The following is an 18,370-nucleotide window of genomic DNA, read 5'->3' on the forward strand; positions in this document are numbered from 1 at the left end:
TGCTGTGCCTACGCAGACAGAGGCTGCAAAAAATTGATATCAGCAATACCATAGCGTTTTTAGGATATTTTGATTATAAGTATCCATCATTTATAAAAAGATAACTGCTGGCTAACGTATGGCGATTGTTGGCCTCGGTTGATTTCCCCCTCATTATCACCATATAGTGGTGTGTCTTCTCTATTATTTCACCTTTATTATTAGGTTGCGTTTGTTGCTATGTCTAAAGCCAATTTGACCCATCATTTCTTAATCGCGGCACCCGAGCTTTCAGACCCACGGTTTGAGCAGGCGCTGATTTATATCTGTCGTCATGACAAACATGGCGCCCTCGGTCTGATGGTCAATCGTCCATTAGAGCAGTCGCGCGTGGGCAAACTGCTAGAGGATTTAGACATTGAGGTAACCGATCCGCAAGTGATGGAAGATGTGGCATTAGAAGGTGGTCCAATGTATCCCGAGGTCGGCTTTGTCCTGCATACAGGTCAACCAGAATGGGCATCGTCTTTTGCCATCTCAGAAAACGTCTGTATCACTACCAGTCAAGATATCCTGAAGCGTATCGCCGCCGGTCAAGGCGTTGGTCATTATCAGCTGTGCTTAGGTCATGCCAGCTGGGGCAAAAAACAGCTCGATCAAGAGCTTGCTAGTGGCGACTGGCTCGTCTGTCCTGCTGATCTGAATTTATTGTTTAATACGCCATTTGAAGAACGCTGGCAAATCGCTGCCGATAAGATTGGGGTTAATTTTGACTATTTAAGTAGCGATATTGGTCACGCTTGAGTCAGAAGCTCAATAAGTATGAAAATAGGAAGTATGCATAATGATGGTAGAGTCTGAAACTAGCACTGAAATCGAAACTGCCGATACGACTATGGTGGAACCAGTTATTAAGCCGCATCTTATTTTGGCGCTTGATTATGGCGTCAAAAAAATGGGCATGGCGCTAGGTAACACTATCACCGAAACCGCGCGTGCTTTTGATATCTTAGCGATGAATAATGGCCAGCCTGATTGGGATAATCTACTGGGTATTATCAAGGTATGGGGCGTGACAAAAGTGGTGGTGGGGTTGCCGCTTAATATGGATGGTAGCAGCTCAATGCTGTCGAAGCGCGCGCACAAATTTGCCCGTCGCCTAGCGCATCGAGTCATGGAACAGCACCTGCCAGTTGTAGTAAGCCTCTGCGATGAACGCCTAACTTCAGTGGCGGCGCGTGAGATCGCGTGGGATAATGGCTGGATTAAGCATGAGCGCGACCCCATCGATGACATCTCTGCTTGTATCCTGATGTCGACTTATTTTGCTGATCCCAGTAGCAGTATCGCCATCGATGCCATCAAAGCAGACTAAATTAGCGACTAGCTTGCTGTTACAATAGCGCTAATTTTTGACATATCGTCACTCTACACGGATAAATGCCTGATTATTATGACCACTGTCTCAGACCAGTCTCTGCAAAACAAATCGCAACATGGCTTTGCGCCGCTTGCGATTGCTCGTATCAAAGGCGCTCAGCGAGCGAATCAAATAGCGATTTATCTTATTTATGCCGCTATCTTCGCCTTTATGGTCTTTGGTACCATTGCCAGTATCAAAGCCTTTCATGACAATCAGCTGCTTTATCAACTCTTCTATAACTTGCCCTACGTTTTAGTGGCGTTGACCATTCCCATTACCATTTACGATGCGTTGGTTATTTATCGTTATCGCTTAAACCAACCGTCGATGATTGCCATGAGTATTGGCGTATCCACGGTGATATTACTTGGCGGGCTATTATTTGCCGATACCGCTTGGTTAGGGCTGTCCTGCTGGCTTGGCGTGGCATTTTTGTTTAAGGTGAGCTTTAAGCGTTTTTTTAACTTTTTAGACGCTGAGGAAGCCGAAATCGCCGAAGAAGTGTAAAACAGCTGAACAGAAAATAACGCTAAGCAATAGCTAGCAAAGAACTTTTTTAACCATACTTTATTAATTTAAAACGACGACTATGACTACTTCAATATCTGATAGCACGATTCAACATTATCTAGATACCCAAGGGCTTATTTGCCCTGAGCCAGTGATGATGCTGCATCGAACCATCCGTAAGGCTGATGCGGGCGAGGTGATTGAGATCCTCGCCACTGATCCAGCCACCACTCGCGATATTCCTAATTTTTGCCGTCATTTAGGGCATGAGCTTGTCCAGCAAGAAACCCTTGCTGAAAATGTACCTTTAAATGTCGATCCCGATGAAATCACTATTGTGAGCGATGACAACGCGCCTATCAGCGCCACGCTTTATCGTTATTTGGTGAAGAAAAAGAGCGCTTGAAAGCTTGAACGCATGCGGTTGACCTTGCACTAATAATTTAAGAGCATCAAAAACACAAAGATATCTTTGCTTTGTACAAAACATATCATTCACAAATTAAAGGTAGATAACGTGTTAGCAACCCAACAGCAGTACGTACAGTGGCACGAAAATGGCAATGAAACCTTACGTCGTGCCCGCTGGTTATCGGAGAGCAATCATGCAGCGCCTGCGCGTATTGTATTGGTCGATGACAAAACAACCGCTGATGAGGCGTACCGCTTGGCTTGCGAAGGCACGTCACTGCTGTGGCGCGGTGACTTTCATAATGCCAAGCAATTGCTACAAGCGCTCAACCGACGTATCGAGCGTACCAATGAGCGCTCTGAGCAGCGCAAAATAAAGAAAGCGGCTAATAAATCTGCTAAGTCTAACGCAGAGTCTGATTCGGTCAACTCTAAAGAACTACCTAACTTGTTTCATCAACAACGGCAAATGCAAGCACAGCGTGCGCGTATATTAAGTCGTTTGCTACTAGAGCTTGATGCCAATTATGTCAGCCATCTGCGTCGCGCCCCTGATGTCAGCGCGGCCTGTACAGCAGCTTTTGGCCAGTTAGACAACGCGGCTGATGAATCATGTGTACTTTCATTTCGTGACTTGCAAGGGGCGTTAGGTGCAGCGCAGTGGCGCGAAAAAGGCGTGCCAGTTGAAAGCTTAGGTCTATCGATTTACCCGCATTATGGCGTTTTTGCACCAACCCGCCATGAGTATGTGCAGCTACTGCTCGATGCGACGCTGCCGACCATTCATGAGATCGCTTATGACATCGGCACAGGCACAGGCTTGCTTGCCATTATCTTAGCGCAGCGCGGTGTAAATCAGGTGATTGCCACCGATTTAAATCCACGGGCTTTAGCCTGCGCTAGCGAAAATTTTACGCGATTAAAACTCACTAACGTACAGTTGCAGCAAGCTGATTTGTATCCGACTGATGCGCCACTCGCTAATTTAATTGTCTGTAATCCGCCTTGGTTACCTGCCAAGCCTAGCTCGCCTTTAGAGTACGCTGTTTATGATGCCAATAGCACCATGCTGCGTGGGTTTTTGCAGAGCGCGAAAACTCATTTAGCTGAGCAAGGAGAAGTCTGGTTAATTCTGTCAGATTTGGCTGAGCATTTGCAGCTGCGTACTCGTGAGGAATTATTAGGTTGGTTTGCAGATAGCGATTTAAAAGTAAAATACCGCCTCGATACAAAACCTAAGCATGGTCGCAGCCAAGATGATACTGATCCTCTCTATGCGGCGCGTAGTGCGGAAATTACCTCATTATGGTGTTTAGTACCTGCCTAATCTTTAATAATTGATAATTAATCATTGAGTATCAAATTATGAGCCGCGACCGTGCTGTACAACAGCGCCAACCTAAAGCGCTAGCCGTTGATGATGAACCTACTTATATCACCGAGTTTCGTCAAGCGATGCTGGCTCGTGGTCTAGCCACGCGGACGCGTAATGCCTATGTGCGCGACCTGCGCTCTTGCGAGCTGACCAATCCTATCGCTCTAACACGCTGGCAACCCGACGATGTGCTGCACTGCTTATCAACGCTTACCCAAGACGGCAAAACGCCACGTACTCAAGCGCGTATGCTCTCAAGCTTGCGTCAGTTTTATCTATGGATGATTGCTAGCAACCTGCGTGAAGACAACCCTTGTGAGCGTATTAAAAGTCCAAAGCTTGGGCGTCCATTACCAAAGGATTTGAGCGAGGGCGATGTTGATAATCTCCTAGCATCTCCTGATACCAGCACGGCGCTCGGACTGCGTGATAAAGCCATGCTAGAAGTGCTCTATGCCTGCGGTCTACGGGTCAGTGAGTTGATTAATCTGTCACTGGAACAAGTGAATCTAAATTCAGGCTGGCTACAAATCACCGGTAAAGGTAATAAAACCCGATTGGTTCCATTAGGTGAATATGCAGCGGATGCGCTGGAAGATTATCTAACGCATGCTCGTGGTGATTTGATTGCTCACCTGAAATCGGGGAATTGCCAAGCGGTGTTTTTGACCGCACAAGGCGGCTATATGACGCGGCAGAACTTTTGGTATTTATTAAAGAAGTACGCCAAAATTGCCAGTATAGATAAAGAGCTATCGCCGCATACCCTACGCCACGCTTTCGCCACGCATTTGCTAAATCATGGTGCGGACTTGCGTAGCGTACAGTTGTTGCTTGGGCATAGTGACTTATCTACCACGCAGATTTATACCCATGTGGCGACGGCGAGATTGCAGAAGCTGCATGCGGAGCATCATCCGAGAGGTTAAAGTTTCAAATAAAAAATTATTTTTAATAGTTATTAATTTTATATGGAATAAAACATGAAGGAAAAAGTAAGCGGTAGTACGAAACTCAATCATTTGAATCCATTTTGGCTACACTATTTATCCTTAGAAAAGTCTCTCATAGAAATAAGTGATTACGTTGCTATAACTCAATCGAATTTTCATACTTACTCACTTAAAAACATGCAGTTGTATTTCGCTATCTGTGTTGAAACAGAGAGCGTCTTTGAGCAAATATATAAATTTATTAATAAAGGTAAGTCTAAAAGCTCTAGTATTAGTAGAAATATGGATATGTTATTTGACCACTTTCCCGAGGTGAGAAATACTGCTGTTACTTTAAATATCACTGGTGAAAGTCTGCTGTTTAAGCCTTTTGAAAATATGTTTTATAATCATGAAATAGAAATAGAAGAAAAAAGTAAGAAAACAGGGGAAGTAAAAATGGATGAAGATGTTCAATCTATGAAAAATCGTGAAAGATTGAGCAGTTGGTGGCGCGAATATAACGGTGTAAAGCATCAAAGATACGAAAAATTTAACCAAGCTAATTTAGGAAATTTACTTGAAGCATTTGCAGCTTTACATGTTTTAAACATCCTTCTACCTCTCAACGTTAATATGGAGGCTATAGCTGATTACGATTCTACCTTTATTATCGTGCCTGTTGAACTACAACCTCCAATGTTCAGAACTGTGAATTATAGTCTAGAAATGATGTCAGATGGCATACGTTGCTATATTTGCCATATTAGTAATAAAAGTTTTAATTAAGTATTATCTTATCTGTGGCTCGATAGGCACACCCTAATCCTCTTCAAATTTCGTAATCATACAACGCTTTGACTTGCGGTGCGGTTTAACCTGAGCGAGGAAATAACGAAGTACTGCTTCGTCCGAGCTCAAGGGAATTCGCATTTTCGCAAATTCGGTAGCGGTATCCCGACGCAAGAGCAACAGCGCTAGACACAATAAGCTTTTTAATGATAAATACTTACGTTGATAATAGGTTTATCTGGTTTGTCTATTTTGAAAAATCAGAGGATAATTCCAAGCAATATCATAATTAATGAGAAGTTACATTATGCTCATCAATGCAGATTTCTCCTGCCGTGCTGCCTTAGCAGCTGAACACTATCAATGGGTTCAGTCACCACAAAACGGCGTCGAGCGCGTGATGCTTGACCGCGTTGGTGCTGAAAAAGCGCGTGCGACCAGTATCGTACGCTATGCCCCTGAGTCAAATTTTCCGCATCACCTGCACCCAGGTGGCGAGGAGATTTTGGTACTATCAGGCACTTTTTCAGCTGATAACAACCATTATCCTGCTGGTTGGTATTTACGCAACCCACCGACCTCAGGGCACCAGCCTTATAGTCATGAAGGTGCTATTATTTTTGTTAAACTTTGGCAGATGACAGTCGACGAGACTGAGCATGTCGCTATCAATACCAACGATGCAGCTAACTGGCAAGCACAAGGCGGTCGTGAGATTTGTCATTTATACTCAGATATAAGAGAAGAAGTGAGCTTGCAACGTATCAATGTAGGTGAGGTATTGTTTGCAGATGCCATCGCAGGAGGTGCTGAGATATTGGTGCTAGAGGGTACGCTGATAGACGCTGGACAAACCTATCAGAGCGGTGGTTGGATACGTCTGCCCGTCGATGCGACATCGCAAATAACAGCAGGAGCAAATGGCGCCACGGTGTATCTAAAAACTGGACATTTATCACAAATCATTGGGATTGATGCTCAATGAGCCGTAGGGTGCGCCTCGCGCACCGATGTTTGATATTATCTTGATTAAGGTGCGCATGGCACAGCCTACCTATAATAACTTGTTATCTCAACAACAATCTAAACCTGAATCAAACTAGGTTTTTTAGCCGTGACTGTCGCGGTATCCTGTGCATCTGAGCGGGCTGCGTCACTTGGCTGAGGGTAGTATCGCTGAGCAGGAATACCATCAGCCAATAGTGACCGCCCCGCTCGGAGGTACAGATACAAGCAGAAGGCGCGATCAGCTCCCATCACAACTTTTGCAATAACGACTTCCCACGATATAATTCTATCAATCGATAGCTGCAAACCTGCCCTTTTGTCGTTACAATAGCCTCAATAAAGCGCGTCATGATTGGCAAGTTGTCTGATTGAGCAGCGCACCTCCATTTTATTTATCCAATATCCGAGAATCCTATGAGTCATAAACCCTCTGCTGAATTATTGAAAAATGCTCGACACTGGCGCGAAGATATTAACTTTCGCCAAGATGTGCTGGGCAAGCCGTTTGATTTTGCGACGACGTGGGGTATTTTTTCACCGCAAAAGCTCGATGATGGCAGCTTGATGCTGCTTGATTATGTGGATTTTCAAGCGGATGATGATTCGATCGATTTGGGCTGTGGCTATGGCGTGCTTGGTATGACGGCGGCGCGTGAATGCCCGAATGGTCTGCATACCTTGATTGATAAAGACTTTATGGCAGTAGAATATGCCCGCCTTAATTGTGAGAAGAATGGTCTAAAAAATGTCGATGTGCATTTATCGAACGGCTTTAACCATGTGGCAAAGGACAAAGACTTTAGCTTGGTGATGTCGAACTTACCAGCGAAGGTAGGTAAAGAGCAGCATTATCTATATTTCCTCGATGCCTATGCACGCATGCGTCAAGGTGGACGTTTTTATGTGGTGACAATCAATGGTTTGCGTCAATTCGTGAAGCGTTCGTTTACCGAAGTATTTGGCAATAGCGACAAGGTCAAGCAAGGTAAGACCTATACGATTACCATGGCGACCAAAGATTAACTGCCAGAGTAAAACAAACAAAAATCCCGCTAGCATGATGATGTGTTAGCGGGATTTTTTATGGCTAAATTCTTAGAACTGTATTTTTGACGTTATATTTTTAAAATTACATTTGTAGGATTACATTTGCCGCTTAAGTAAATACCCACCTAATGCCGCACTGGCGATAATTGGTAATATCACCATCACTAATGGCGAAAACCCAGTGGCTAGTGAGATAAAGCCAACCAAATCCTGAAGGTAACTAAACAGCAAACCAAATAATAATGCCACGACGATACGCAAGCCCAAGCTATGGGTGCGTAGCGAGCCAAAGACGAATGAACAAGCGACAATCACCAGCGACAATATCGACAGCGGTGACAGCAGCTTTTGCCAAAATGCCAGCTCATGATTCAAAGAACGTTGGCCTTGTTGGCGCATAAACTGGCGGTGATCGTAAAGCTGAGTCAGCGATAAATCTTCGGCATCACGGGTCAACAAATAGACCGATTCGGGAGCGAAAGGCAGGCTTAAGGTATCCGACGGCGAGGTGGCTTGGCTACTCTCAAAGCCTTGATTGATACTGAGCTTGGTCATGTTGTTGAGCTGCCACTCATAGCGATATTGCTCGCTGGGCTTGTCGCTGGCGGTATTCGTACTTATCGGCTCTCGGCCCGTATATTGTCCGCCCTCAGCATGGACAGCCGTTTGTAAGTTGCCATTATTGTCCAAATGCCAACGCTTAACGGTGCCAATATTCCCTTCTACATCAGCATAATCAATATACAGAATATCACTGCCATCTGGCTTTGTATTACCAGTCCCCGAACTCTCAAAGCGTGGCTGCACCGTCCAATAACCACGTACCGAGGTAATCAATGAGCTGTTGTCTTCATCGTTAATTTCTTGCGCCAATTGGTTGGAATGCGGCAAGACAAACTGGTTGATGAGCAAAGCGAGTAACACAAAAATCAAAGCGGGCTGCAATACCCAGCCAACGATACGATAGACGCTGACCCCAGCGGCACGCATGACGACCAGCTCACTTTTATTCGCCAGCAACCCTAGTCCAACGACCGCACCGAGTAGAGCGCCAGTCGGTATAAACTCTTCTAAAAAGTAAGGCGAGCGATAAAAGATATACTTAATCGCCTCGCCCATCGTATAGCTCTCGTCTAACGAATCCAGCTCTGACAAGTAAGAAAAAATAATTTGTAGCGCCCACAAACCGATGACTGCGCCGATAATGGCCAACAAGGCATTCAATTTTACGTAACGGCTGAGTACTTTTAAGTTAGTCGGTTTTGACGCAAGTTTCAGTTTAGTATTTGGCGAATTCGGCTTTGATGAATTAGACGATGATAATTTAGAGAATAAAGCGCTCATTAGGACTGCCCTCCTTGTGAGCCATTACTTTGAGAGTCAATCAGCGCGACTGGTGCATGGTTTTTTAGGCGAAAGCGCAGACGATGCTGCACCCGACTGCCCCAGTTCATATAGAGCGCCAGTGCCATAAATCCTAGGATGAGCCAAGTATAAGCCCAGACGCTAACCGTGCCTTTGCTCACTGCACTCTTTAGCGAGATAATACCTAAAGCACAGCTGACGAATAACAAGATGGCAGGAAACAAACGCAGCCAACGTCCTTGACGCGGACGTACTTGCGCCAGTGGGACGGCGAGCATTGGAGCGATAATCATCAGCCACGGCAGAGCAAAACGGTAGCCAAGCTCACTTTGTGCTGCACGCAGCGCACTCTCACCACCGAGTTGAGCACTGCCGCTTGCCGCTTGCCATAAGGGGCCAATTGCTTGGGTTTCGATATTGTCTTCGGTGATGACTTCTTGTGCCGATTCCGTCAAGGTAATGCGGTAGCGATCAAAGCCGACTTGGTTATACTTGAGACTGCCCGCGCCGACTTCGTAACGCCGACCTTGGAATAAATCCAATTGGGTCACACCCTTGTCGCCCGTCTGCACTTGTTCGGCTCTTTTGGCCAAAGTAATGGTGTCTTTAGTGATATTTTTATTGCTTTTGCTTATCAGCGCTTGCGGCACATCTGGAATGTCTAGTTGTTCTGCGGTGGCAGGATCAATCTTATTATCAACATCCATCGCGGCGGCTTTTTTGCTGCTGCCTTTTGCTTCTGGCTCAGACTGAATGAGTATCACATCTTGCAGCTGTTTTTTATCGTCGCTAAGACTGCCGACATACAGATGATAATTGCCACTACTGATAAACTCATTGGGGCGAATCAAATCAAAGGCGCTGGTAAAGGCCTGCTGCTGCCACACCGCCTCAGATGAGCGCACACCCCACGGCTTACCGACCACTGACAATGCTGCCTCACCAACGAATAAGGCCAATATTAATGGCGTCATCAGCCGAGCCAGCTTACCACGCGAGACACCACTGGCATTGATAACTGCCATTTCTTGATCGACATATAAACGCCCAAACACTAGCATTAAGGCGATAAAAAATGCCAACGGTAAGATCAGCTCTAAAAAGTACGGTAAGTTATAACCAATAATGGTAAATAATAAGCTGACGTCCAGATTACCTTCAGCCGCAATACCAAAGTAACGTATCAGGCGACCGCCAAGCATCATCACCACCAAAAACCCCAATACCAAAGCGGTGGTTGAGGCAACTTGTTGGGTCATGTAGCGGCGTAATATCACAATAGGTACTCTTTAATAATGAATATGCGGACGATGTATCGCGTGCTGGGTAACAGAGGCAAGCGTAATAGGAGGCGCTACCAACGTAAGGCTACCCCAATATATAAGCAAACCAACACTTAAATAAATATAAACGTAACGGTACCACTTATAAGTCAGAACCTATCAATATAAGCGATAAAGATAACCGCTAATGCTAGCATATTTTGATAAAAAATGGCTGTGAAATGTGTGCTAAAAAATCACCCAACCCTTACTGGCGACACGTGGTTCATCACTAATAGATATTGATAAACATTGGTAGACGTTGCCAATAGCCAATGAGCCGTATCCAGCAGTCAATAAACACAAAAGACCAAGACTTCTCTGGACGCGGGCTTACGTCAGTTTAATTAAACGGTATTTTTATTTTTGGAAAGGTTTGTTTGTCATTCGTATCAAGTCGCCAATATGAGCAAGATTAATTGCTAGACTGATTGATTGTCAAAACTCATACATGTATCACACCCATTGGAGCATAAATATAATGTCTACTCCCTCTACCCTACTTGAGCTGGCTGGCGGTCAATTTGATACCCTTGATTGGTCAAATTGCGCAGTTGTCTTTATTGATTATCAGAACGAATATATTGATGGCGCTATGCCGTTAGGTCAGGCGGGCAGCAGGGCGCTGGCAAATGCGCAGCGCTTGCTTGATAAAGCTCGTAAGCAAGACATCCCTATTTTTCATATCGCTCACCACGGCGAAGACAATGGCAAGGTCTTTGACCCGTTATCCACCAACGTCGAGATCGTTGACGGTCTAAAACCGCTAGACGGTGAAAAAATTATTACCAAAAAGCATCCTAATGCCTTTTATGATACTCAGCTACAGGCGCTTATCTCTGCTAGCGGTAAGCAGCAGGTGATTTTTGCGGGCTTTATGAGCCATATGTGTGTCAGCTCTAGCGTCAGAGCGGCATTTGATCTAGGCTTTGATAATTTTGTTTGTCATGATGCTTGTGCCACGCGCGCGCTGCCTGATTATAAAAGAGAGACAATTAGCGCGGAAGTGATGCATGATACGGCTATGGCAGCGCTGCAAGATAGATTTGCAGCCTTGGTAACGACTGACGATTTGGTTAACCATTAATTCTATTAATGACTGACCAATAGATCAGATAAGTAGCAAACCGCTAAGTTACAGTATAGTGAGAGCACTATTTACATTGCTTTTTTACCCTGTCTAATCGTCATACTAGCAATAGCATGACGATTGCCTACATCCGATTCAGTGTCAATTATTGATGACGGCGTAGTCGAATATTCTATATGCCCTAGTAAGATAGTGCAGCAAAAAAATAAGAAAACATTACCTAACCCTTGCCAACTGCGCAGCAATTAGCTGATATGCTACACTACAATAATAATCAATGGGCTAATCCGTTTCATCGCGGACAACAACACCCTAACTGACGTTCGTTATTTTGATTGACCAGTTTTTTGCATAAGGTCAATATAAGATCAATGACGAAAAGTCATCATTGACAATTTTATTTTAAAAATAGCGATGTGCTATGAAAGTAGCAAAATGCCGATATTATCTTCATCACTTATTTGTATAGTCGGTTCACTATAATTTAGATACAAGGAAGGCGAGTGAAAGTACTACAAATAGTAGACTGAGCGAGCCTAACGCCGTAGCTGATTTATAGAGGATTGACTATACTTCTAAATTTATAACTCTAATAAGGATAACTATATGAATATTAAATTATCTCAGCACCTACCAAAAACTCATACTCAAAAAATTCTAAAAAAAGAAGCCAAAAGCAAAGACGAAGCCTGTTTGGTAGTCTTAGTGGATGATAAAAAGAACATCCTTGCTGAATCAGTGTTGGCAGACTATAGCGCTCGTATTGAGCAATTGATTGAAGTCTCTCACTTCAACGGTAAAGTTGGTGAAACGGTTATCGACTATGCCTTAGCGGGTGATAAAAAAACCACCAAGCAAAACCCTGTCCAGCTATTGTTGGTCGGTGTCGGTAACGTTGATAAACTCAACAATACCATCCTGCAAAAAATCACCAAAACCATCTATAGCAGCACACAAAAACGGGTAGCCTCTATTACTGTTGCCTTAGGTGACGCGCTGGAAGAAAACCAGTTTGGTCAATTCGCGCTTAACTTGTTGGCAGCGACTTATCGTTTTGATAAATATAAATCTGAGAAAAACATACCAGAATTAACCGATATCTATTTAGTGGCTGATGAATCACTACAGCCAGCATTGGACTTTGCTCAGTCAGTTTTTGCCGGTCAAAGTTTGACTCGCGACGTGGCTAACGAACCCGGCAATATCTGCTTCCCTGCCTATATGGCAGAGCAAGCAGAAGCGTTGGCAAAAACCTATCCTGACTTATTAAAAGTTACGGTATTGGGTGAAGAAGAAATGTCAGCGCTAGGCATGGGTTGCTTCTTAGCTGTGGCACAAGGCTCTGCTAAAGAAGGTAAGCTGGTCATCATGGAATACTATGGCAAGTCAAAATTCAGTGCCAACACTGGTAAATCTACCCTTAGCAGCGCAAAAGTAACGGGCGGTCTCAAAGCTTTGGCGGATAAACTACCAACCAAAGCGGCTAACAAAAAAGCCGCTAAAAACAACGATGACATGCAAGCTGCCAATGATGACGCACCTATCGTATTGGTCGGTAAAGGCGTAACCTTTGACTCAGGTGGTATCTCAATCAAGCCCGGTGCGGCGATGGATGAGATGAAATTTGATATGGGTGGTTCAGCGTCGGTACTCGGTACGATTAAGGCGCTATGTGAAGCGCGTCTACCGATTAACGTTGTGGGTGCGCTCGCCTGTGCGGAAAACATGCCATCAGGTGATGCAACGCGCCCAGGTGATATCGTAAAAGCCATGAACGGCAAATCGGTTGAAATTTTAAATACCGATGCGGAAGGTCGATTAGTACTGGCAGATACTTTATGCTATGTGCAACGCTATCAGCCAAAAGCCATTATCGATGTGGCCACATTGACGGGTGCTTGTGTCGTTGCTTTAGGTCATGTACGCTCAGCTGTATTCAGTAATGATGAAGATGTCTTGTTTGATTTAGAAAATGCCAGTAACCTATCTGGTGATCTCATTTGGCATATGCCGTTGGATGATGAATATCAGTCATTAATCGACTCGCCTATCGCTGATATGCAAAACATCGGTGGTAAAGGTGCAGGTGCAGTGACTGCTGCATGCTTCTTGTCGCGCTTCGTCGAAGAAGGTCAAGCATGGGCGCATCTAGACATCGCTGGCACGGCATGGAACTCGGGTAAAGATAAAGCAGCCACTGGTCGCCCTGTACCGCTATTTATGCAATACTTAAAAAACAGCGCGAATATGGTCTAATCCGTTGACGAAAACCAACTTATGAAAACTACTTTATGAAAATCAGTTTATGAAAGTTAGCTTTTATGTATTAAGCGACAGTAAAGCCCAAGATTTCTTGGGCTTTATTTGTCAGTTGACCCAAACGGCGCTCAATAAAAGCAATCAGTCGTTGCTAATTCTTATTGAAAAAGACGATGAATTATCATCCTCGCTTGATGAAGCACTATGGGCACAAGAGGCGACGAGTTTTATACCGCATCAACGCCTGTTCGCTAAAAGTGATGAAAGTGCTAATGCTAAAAGCGATAACACTGAGGTTGCTACCAATGAACAGTTAGCGCCTGTTCTGCTTGGCAGCTATATGCCAGCAGATTTCAATGGTATCGTCATTAATACAACGGCACAGCCTGTGAATACCTTTATGCAAGCGACCAGTAATGCTCAACCGACCCGTATTCTTGAGCTGATTAAACCTGACGCGACGAGTGTGCAACAAGGTCGTGACAAATATAAGCACTATCAACAATTAGGCTATGAGCTGACTCATTTTAAAGTCTAACCTTTAATATCTCTTCTATTTTTTCATGATAAAAATGCTTCCATCTTCCTCATACAACGCTATGCTCTTAGCTCTATATACCCTCCTATCTGCTTAGACAGGTATGGGTTAAAGGTAGGCGCTTATCTTAAAAAATGCTACCATCCTTCGATTAGTTTTCCGTTTTCATTATAAATGTCTTATTTATCGTCGAAACTGTTTTAAGTGGCTACAAGGCAACCGAGCGCAAATCGTACACTTAGGTACAGGAAGCGAGGGTAACGCCGTAACCATTTACAAATGCTTCGACCATATCGACTAACTCGAGGTTGTATAGATGCGTTCATTGATTGCGATGTACCAGCGTATAGGGCTGGTGCCGCTCATTATTATTGGTTTAATATTAGGGGTATTAATTGGTTGGTTGGCACCAGATACCGGTATAGCACTAGGCTTATTGGGTACGCTATTTGTGGGTGCACTAAAAGCGGTGGCGCCGATACTGGTATTTATTTTGGTCATCGCAGCGATTAGTCAGCATCGTAGTGGCAATGAAGTCTTCGTCAAGCCCGTGCTCATTATGTATATGTTCGGCACTTTTTTGGCCGCCCTCACTGCGGTGGGCGCAAGCTTCTTATTCCCGACCGAGCTGACGTTAGTAAATGCTACTATCGAGCAAGTACCACCGGCGAACCTCAAAGAGGTGTTGACCAATTTGCTGATGAATTTGGTTGCCAACCCTATCAACGCCATCGCTGAAGCCAACTATATCGGTATATTAGCGTGGGCAATCATCATTGGCTTTGCGCTGCGTCAAGCCAGTGATACGGCTCGTACTGTCGTCGGTGATTTTGCGGATGCTATCTCGCAAGTTGTGAAATGGGTCATTGCTCTAGCGCCCTTTGGTATCTTAGGTCTAGTTGCCAATACCGTCGCGGAGACAGGCTTTGGTGCATTAGCGGGTTATGCGCGTATCTTAATGGTACTGGTCGGTTGTATGCTATTTATCGCCTTGGTCGCCAACCCCATTATCGTGCTGATTAAGACGGGCAAAAACCCTTACCCACTGGTATTCACTTGCCTGCGCGAATCTGGTATTACCGCCTTCTTTACCCGTAGTTCGGCGGCCAATATTCCCGTCAATATGAACCTTGCACATAAACTGGGTCTGCATGAAGACACTTATTCAGTAACGATTCCACTGGGCGCGACCATTAATATGGCAGGCGCGGCGATTACGATTAACGTCTTAACGCTGGCTGCAGCTCATACCTTGGGTATCGAAGTGACGTTCGCTTCAGCGCTGCTACTCAGTCTGGTGGCAACCATTAGTGCTTGCGGTGCGTCTGGTGTCGCTGGTGGTTCATTGTTACTGATTCCATTGGCGGCGAGCTTGTTTAGTATTCCAAACGAAATCGCCATGCAAGTGGTGGCAATTGGCTTTATCATCGGTGTTATTCAAGACTCTGCAGAAACAGCACTGAACTCATCGACTGACGTACTATTTACCGCAGCAGCTGATCCTAAATATTCGCGTTAATTGATAGATATTCAGATTGATAAATTAAGAACCACAAACAGAAAAGGGCCTCATTTAATCAGTGAGGCCCTTTTTATTGTCTGCTGTTTACTACTGCTTCAAGTGTTCAATATCCACTTCAATGACTGGCGTCTGTAGATCTATCTGACGTTTTAGTTGACGTAGTTGTTCCACCTCGTCTAATAGCTCCAGTATCAAGCCAATCGCTGGTACGCTGGCTTCAAAGTCGCGACTTAGACGCGAAGCACGGCGCACAGTCGTCAGCTGATAACCGGTAAATTGCTGATGCTCTGGCACATCATATTCAATGATGTTTTCTTCAATCAGTTCGATGACCCATTGGCGCTCTTGACCACAGGCGGATACCAGCTCATCTAAGCTCATGATAATGTCGGTAAATTCAGGCGAGTTTTTCATAATTATTATCCTCGTATGCTCTTTATTTCATCGTTATCGTATTCATCTCTGTTCGTTGTTGCTTATTGCAGTAATGAGCCATTGTTATTAACACTCTATTTAACATTCTATTTAACGCTCAATAGCGGTATCAGCAAAGGCTTGCTTTAACTGCTCGTAAGCTTGGGTTGCAGCCTCGCTGCTAATCTCAGGGTTGACGATGTTTAAGGTTAAGTATAAATCACCCGCTTGCTTAGCAGGGATACCCTTACCTTTTAAGCGTAAGTTGCTACCAGATTTACTGTTTTTAGGAATCGTCACACCAAGCGTACCTGCTGGCGTGCTGACGTTTATCTTCTCTCCCAATGCCGCTTCCCACGGGGCTATATTTACCGTCTGATAAACATTCGCGCCTTCGATACGGATATTGGCTGCATGGCGAATCTTAACTTTTAAGAATAAATCGCCATTTTTACCACTACCACCGCCAGCAGCACCTTGTCCTGTTAAGCGAATTTGCTTGCCATCAGTGATACCTTTGGGGATTTTAATTTTTAGGGTTTTATTGTCATAATCGACGCTGCCGTTGGGCTGACGCACAGGGACGTTTAGCTTAATACTATAGTCATCACCGCTATATACCGAAGACAAATCAACGGTAATCTCTGCATGTTGGTCTTGACCCTTGCTATCTTGTGCGCCAAAACCACCACCAAATTGATCGAAGCCAGCACTTTGAGAGCGGCTACCTGCCTGCCCATTGGTTGAGCCACGTGCGCCACGACCAAATGCCGAGAATATATCATCGAAGCGAAAGCCACCATCGCCGTAGGCTGCGCCATCACCAAACTGGTCTTTGATATCTTCCCAGCGAAAGCCACCCTGCCCAGCGCCTGCTGATTGACCGCCGAAGCCACCAAAACCGCCAGTGCCAGCTTGACCAGCAAACGGGTTGTTTAGCATCGCGTCATATTCAGCACGCTTGTCTTTATCTCGAATGGTTTCGTAAGCGTTATTGATTTCAGCAATCTTGTTATCCGCGTCCGGATCGTCACTGACATCTGGATGAAATTGACGAACGAGCTTACGGTATTTTTTCTTGATATCAGCGTCTGAGGCGTCTTTTTTGACCCCTAAAATGTCGTAATAGTTTTTTTCTGCCATATTGTTTTTCCTTATCGTATATATTTCTAATTATTCAGTTAATACATAATATGGGGATAATGAGTCAATATTTCATTTTTTCGCTTGCTGCTGCCATTAATAAGGGAGTATTAGTAATACAGTAATGATGACAAGCGAGGCTCGACGTTGGGTTATCTGAATGACCTAATCCCTCATTATTCGCATGTGTCACTATATTGATGTGTGTCACTGTATTAGCGTTTATCACTATGATTCTGGCATCATTTTTCTTTGACAACTGTTGGCGTAATGTCAATTTGGTTTACATGCTTTTATGGCTCACTACCAGTGAGGCTTTATCTGTCTACTTACTTTTAGACGGCAGAATATGTTTTTTCAAAGCATTGCACTGGTAAACACTTGGTATTACAAAATTCAAAAACCGTTTAATCAAAACGATGAAAATATTATTGCTAGATGCTTTTGATGATACCCGACTTCTTACACCTTACAAAACAGTAATAATATAGCAAGTTTTTTTTACATTAGTTTGTACCTAGTTTCTTATCTCAAATATGATAGCGTTGAGTTACTCTAACATACTGATTAAAAATAATACTGCAAGCGTCTTATTATAAGGGCTGAGCCTTACAAGAACCTTGTTTAAACTGCTCCTAACCTCGTCTGAGGGCAATTAATTTTTCTTTTAAATCAATGCTTTATTCTACATTTTTACTGGTCATTAGTTGATTATTACTATGGAAATATTTGACCTCTAGCGTTCTTTTACAGAGCAGTAAGGATATGACAAGCTATGTACGTTAAAATGGATATAGTGTTCATGCTCATAGGGAGTATGGACGATATAGGCAAGCCTACCTGTCTATTTTATAAATCGCTTAAAGGTATTAAATGTCTTATTTCATCAAGTCTTTAGTTATCACTTTATCACTACTGTTAAGTACCACAGTGTTCGCTGGTAATACCAGCTATTACGGTAGTAAGTTTCACGGTAAGCGTACAGCCAGTGGCAGTATCTTTAACATGAACTCTTTGACCGCTGCGCATAAAACCTTGCCATTCGGTACGAAGGTACAAGTGACCAATAAAAAGACCAAGCAGAGCGTGATCGTAAAAATTACGGATAGAGGGCCTTTCATTCGAGGACGCATTCTTGATTTATCTAAAGCTGCTGCTAGTCAAATAAACTGCGAGCTTTGTACGACCACAATGAAAATACTCTCTTATGGTGATGGTAAATACCGTCTGCAATAATGTA

Annotated in this window: 18 protein-coding genes; 14 read left to right on the forward strand and 4 right to left on the reverse strand. The window is 44.1% G+C overall.

Annotated elements, in window-relative coordinates; all coding sequences use genetic code 11:
- The first annotated feature begins 219 nt into the window (after nt 1-219).
- The 9 genes from W293_RS0111555 to W293_RS0111595 all read left to right on the forward strand — a co-directional run bounded on the left by W293_RS0111555 (nt 220) and on the right by W293_RS0111595 (nt 7,453).
- Nucleotides 220-783, forward strand: a complete 564-nt coding sequence (locus tag W293_RS0111555) for a YqgE/AlgH family protein (protein WP_025652597.1) — start codon at nt 220-222, stop codon at nt 781-783.
- A 40-nt stretch (nt 784-823) separates the two neighbouring features.
- A complete protein-coding gene (gene ruvX, locus W293_RS0111560) occupies nt 824-1,354 on the forward strand; it encodes a Holliday junction resolvase RuvX (RefSeq protein ID WP_374189988.1) in 531 nt (176 codons plus the stop codon).
- 78 nt (nt 1,355-1,432) lie between these two features.
- A complete protein-coding gene (locus W293_RS0111565) occupies nt 1,433-1,909 on the forward strand; it encodes a hypothetical protein (RefSeq protein ID WP_025652599.1) in 477 nt (158 codons plus the stop codon).
- Nucleotides 1,910-1,991: 82 nt separating this feature from the next.
- Entirely contained in the window at nt 1,992-2,318 is a 327-nt protein-coding gene (tusA, locus tag W293_RS0111570) for a sulfurtransferase TusA (protein ID WP_025652600.1), read from the forward strand.
- A gap of 111 nt (nt 2,319-2,429) precedes the next feature.
- A complete protein-coding gene (locus tag W293_RS0111575; protein ID WP_025652601.1) occupies nt 2,430-3,650 on the forward strand; it encodes a methyltransferase in 1,221 nt (406 codons plus the stop codon).
- A gap of 38 nt (nt 3,651-3,688) precedes the next feature.
- Nucleotides 3,689-4,627, forward strand: coding sequence for a site-specific tyrosine recombinase XerD (gene xerD, locus W293_RS0111580; RefSeq protein ID WP_037025884.1), 939 nt, complete (start codon nt 3,689-3,691; stop codon nt 4,625-4,627).
- Nucleotides 4,628-4,681: 54 nt separating this feature from the next.
- Complete coding sequence (locus W293_RS0111585; RefSeq protein WP_025652603.1) at nt 4,682-5,419, forward strand: hypothetical protein; 738 nt, start codon at nt 4,682-4,684, stop codon at nt 5,417-5,419.
- Between the two features lie 310 nt (nt 5,420-5,729).
- Nucleotides 5,730-6,407 (forward strand): cupin domain-containing protein, encoded by a 678-nt coding sequence (locus W293_RS0111590; protein WP_025652604.1) that lies wholly within the window; start codon nt 5,730-5,732, stop codon nt 6,405-6,407.
- Nucleotides 6,408-6,844: 437 nt separating this feature from the next.
- The gene (locus W293_RS0111595) at nt 6,845-7,453 is read left to right on the forward strand and encodes a class I SAM-dependent methyltransferase (RefSeq protein ID WP_025652606.1); all 609 of its coding nucleotides are present in this window, start codon (nt 6,845-6,847) and stop codon (nt 7,451-7,453) included.
- Nucleotides 7,454-7,573: 120 nt separating this feature from the next.
- Here the strand turns inward: W293_RS0111595 and lptG are convergent, their stop codons facing one another.
- Together lptG and W293_RS0111605 are read right to left on the reverse strand one after the other, a co-directional pair.
- Nucleotides 7,574-8,821 (reverse strand): LPS export ABC transporter permease LptG, encoded by a 1,248-nt coding sequence (gene lptG, locus W293_RS0111600; RefSeq protein ID WP_025652607.1) that lies wholly within the window; start codon nt 8,819-8,821, stop codon nt 7,574-7,576.
- The gene (locus tag W293_RS0111605; protein WP_025652608.1) at nt 8,821-10,101 is read right to left on the reverse strand and encodes an LPS export ABC transporter permease LptF; all 1,281 of its coding nucleotides are present in this window, start codon (nt 10,099-10,101) and stop codon (nt 8,821-8,823) included. Before W293_RS0111605 ends, lptG begins: the two co-directional genes overlap by 1 nt.
- A gap of 544 nt (nt 10,102-10,645) precedes the next feature.
- On the opposite strand from W293_RS0111605, the gene W293_RS0111610 reads away from it, so the two are divergent.
- The 4 genes from W293_RS0111610 (at nt 10,646) to sstT (ending at nt 15,570) form a co-directional block, all read left to right on the forward strand.
- A complete protein-coding gene (locus tag W293_RS0111610; protein WP_025652609.1) occupies nt 10,646-11,251 on the forward strand; it encodes a cysteine hydrolase family protein in 606 nt (201 codons plus the stop codon).
- A 609-nt stretch (nt 11,252-11,860) separates the two neighbouring features.
- Nucleotides 11,861-13,510: a leucyl aminopeptidase gene (locus W293_RS0111615; RefSeq protein WP_025652611.1), complete on the forward strand. Its 1,650-nt coding sequence runs from the start codon at nt 11,861-11,863 to the stop codon at nt 13,508-13,510.
- A 49-nt stretch (nt 13,511-13,559) separates the two neighbouring features.
- On the forward strand, nt 13,560-14,051 hold the full coding sequence (locus W293_RS0111620; protein WP_025652612.1) for a DNA polymerase III subunit chi: 492 nt from the start codon (nt 13,560-13,562) through the stop codon (nt 14,049-14,051).
- A 316-nt stretch (nt 14,052-14,367) separates the two neighbouring features.
- A complete protein-coding gene (sstT, locus tag W293_RS0111625; RefSeq protein ID WP_025652613.1) occupies nt 14,368-15,570 on the forward strand; it encodes a serine/threonine transporter SstT in 1,203 nt (400 codons plus the stop codon).
- A 90-nt stretch (nt 15,571-15,660) separates the two neighbouring features.
- On the opposite strand, the gene W293_RS0111630 is transcribed toward sstT, so the two are convergent.
- Both W293_RS0111630 and W293_RS0111635 read right to left on the reverse strand, forming a co-directional pair.
- Nucleotides 15,661-15,987 (reverse strand): chaperone modulator CbpM, encoded by a 327-nt coding sequence (locus tag W293_RS0111630; protein ID WP_025652614.1) that lies wholly within the window; start codon nt 15,985-15,987, stop codon nt 15,661-15,663.
- A gap of 111 nt (nt 15,988-16,098) precedes the next feature.
- Entirely contained in the window at nt 16,099-17,130 is a 1,032-nt protein-coding gene (locus W293_RS0111635; RefSeq protein WP_025652615.1) for a DnaJ C-terminal domain-containing protein, read from the reverse strand.
- An 873-nt stretch (nt 17,131-18,003) separates the two neighbouring features.
- Between W293_RS0111635 and W293_RS0111640 the strand changes: the two genes are divergently transcribed.
- A complete protein-coding gene (locus W293_RS0111640; protein WP_025652616.1) occupies nt 18,004-18,366 on the forward strand; it encodes a septal ring lytic transglycosylase RlpA family protein in 363 nt (120 codons plus the stop codon).
- The last annotated feature ends 4 nt before the right edge of the window (nt 18,367-18,370 follow it).

Source organism: Psychrobacter sp. TB67, assembly GCF_000511065.1.
Taxonomy (GTDB): domain Bacteria; phylum Pseudomonadota; class Gammaproteobacteria; order Pseudomonadales; family Moraxellaceae; genus Psychrobacter; species Psychrobacter okhotskensis.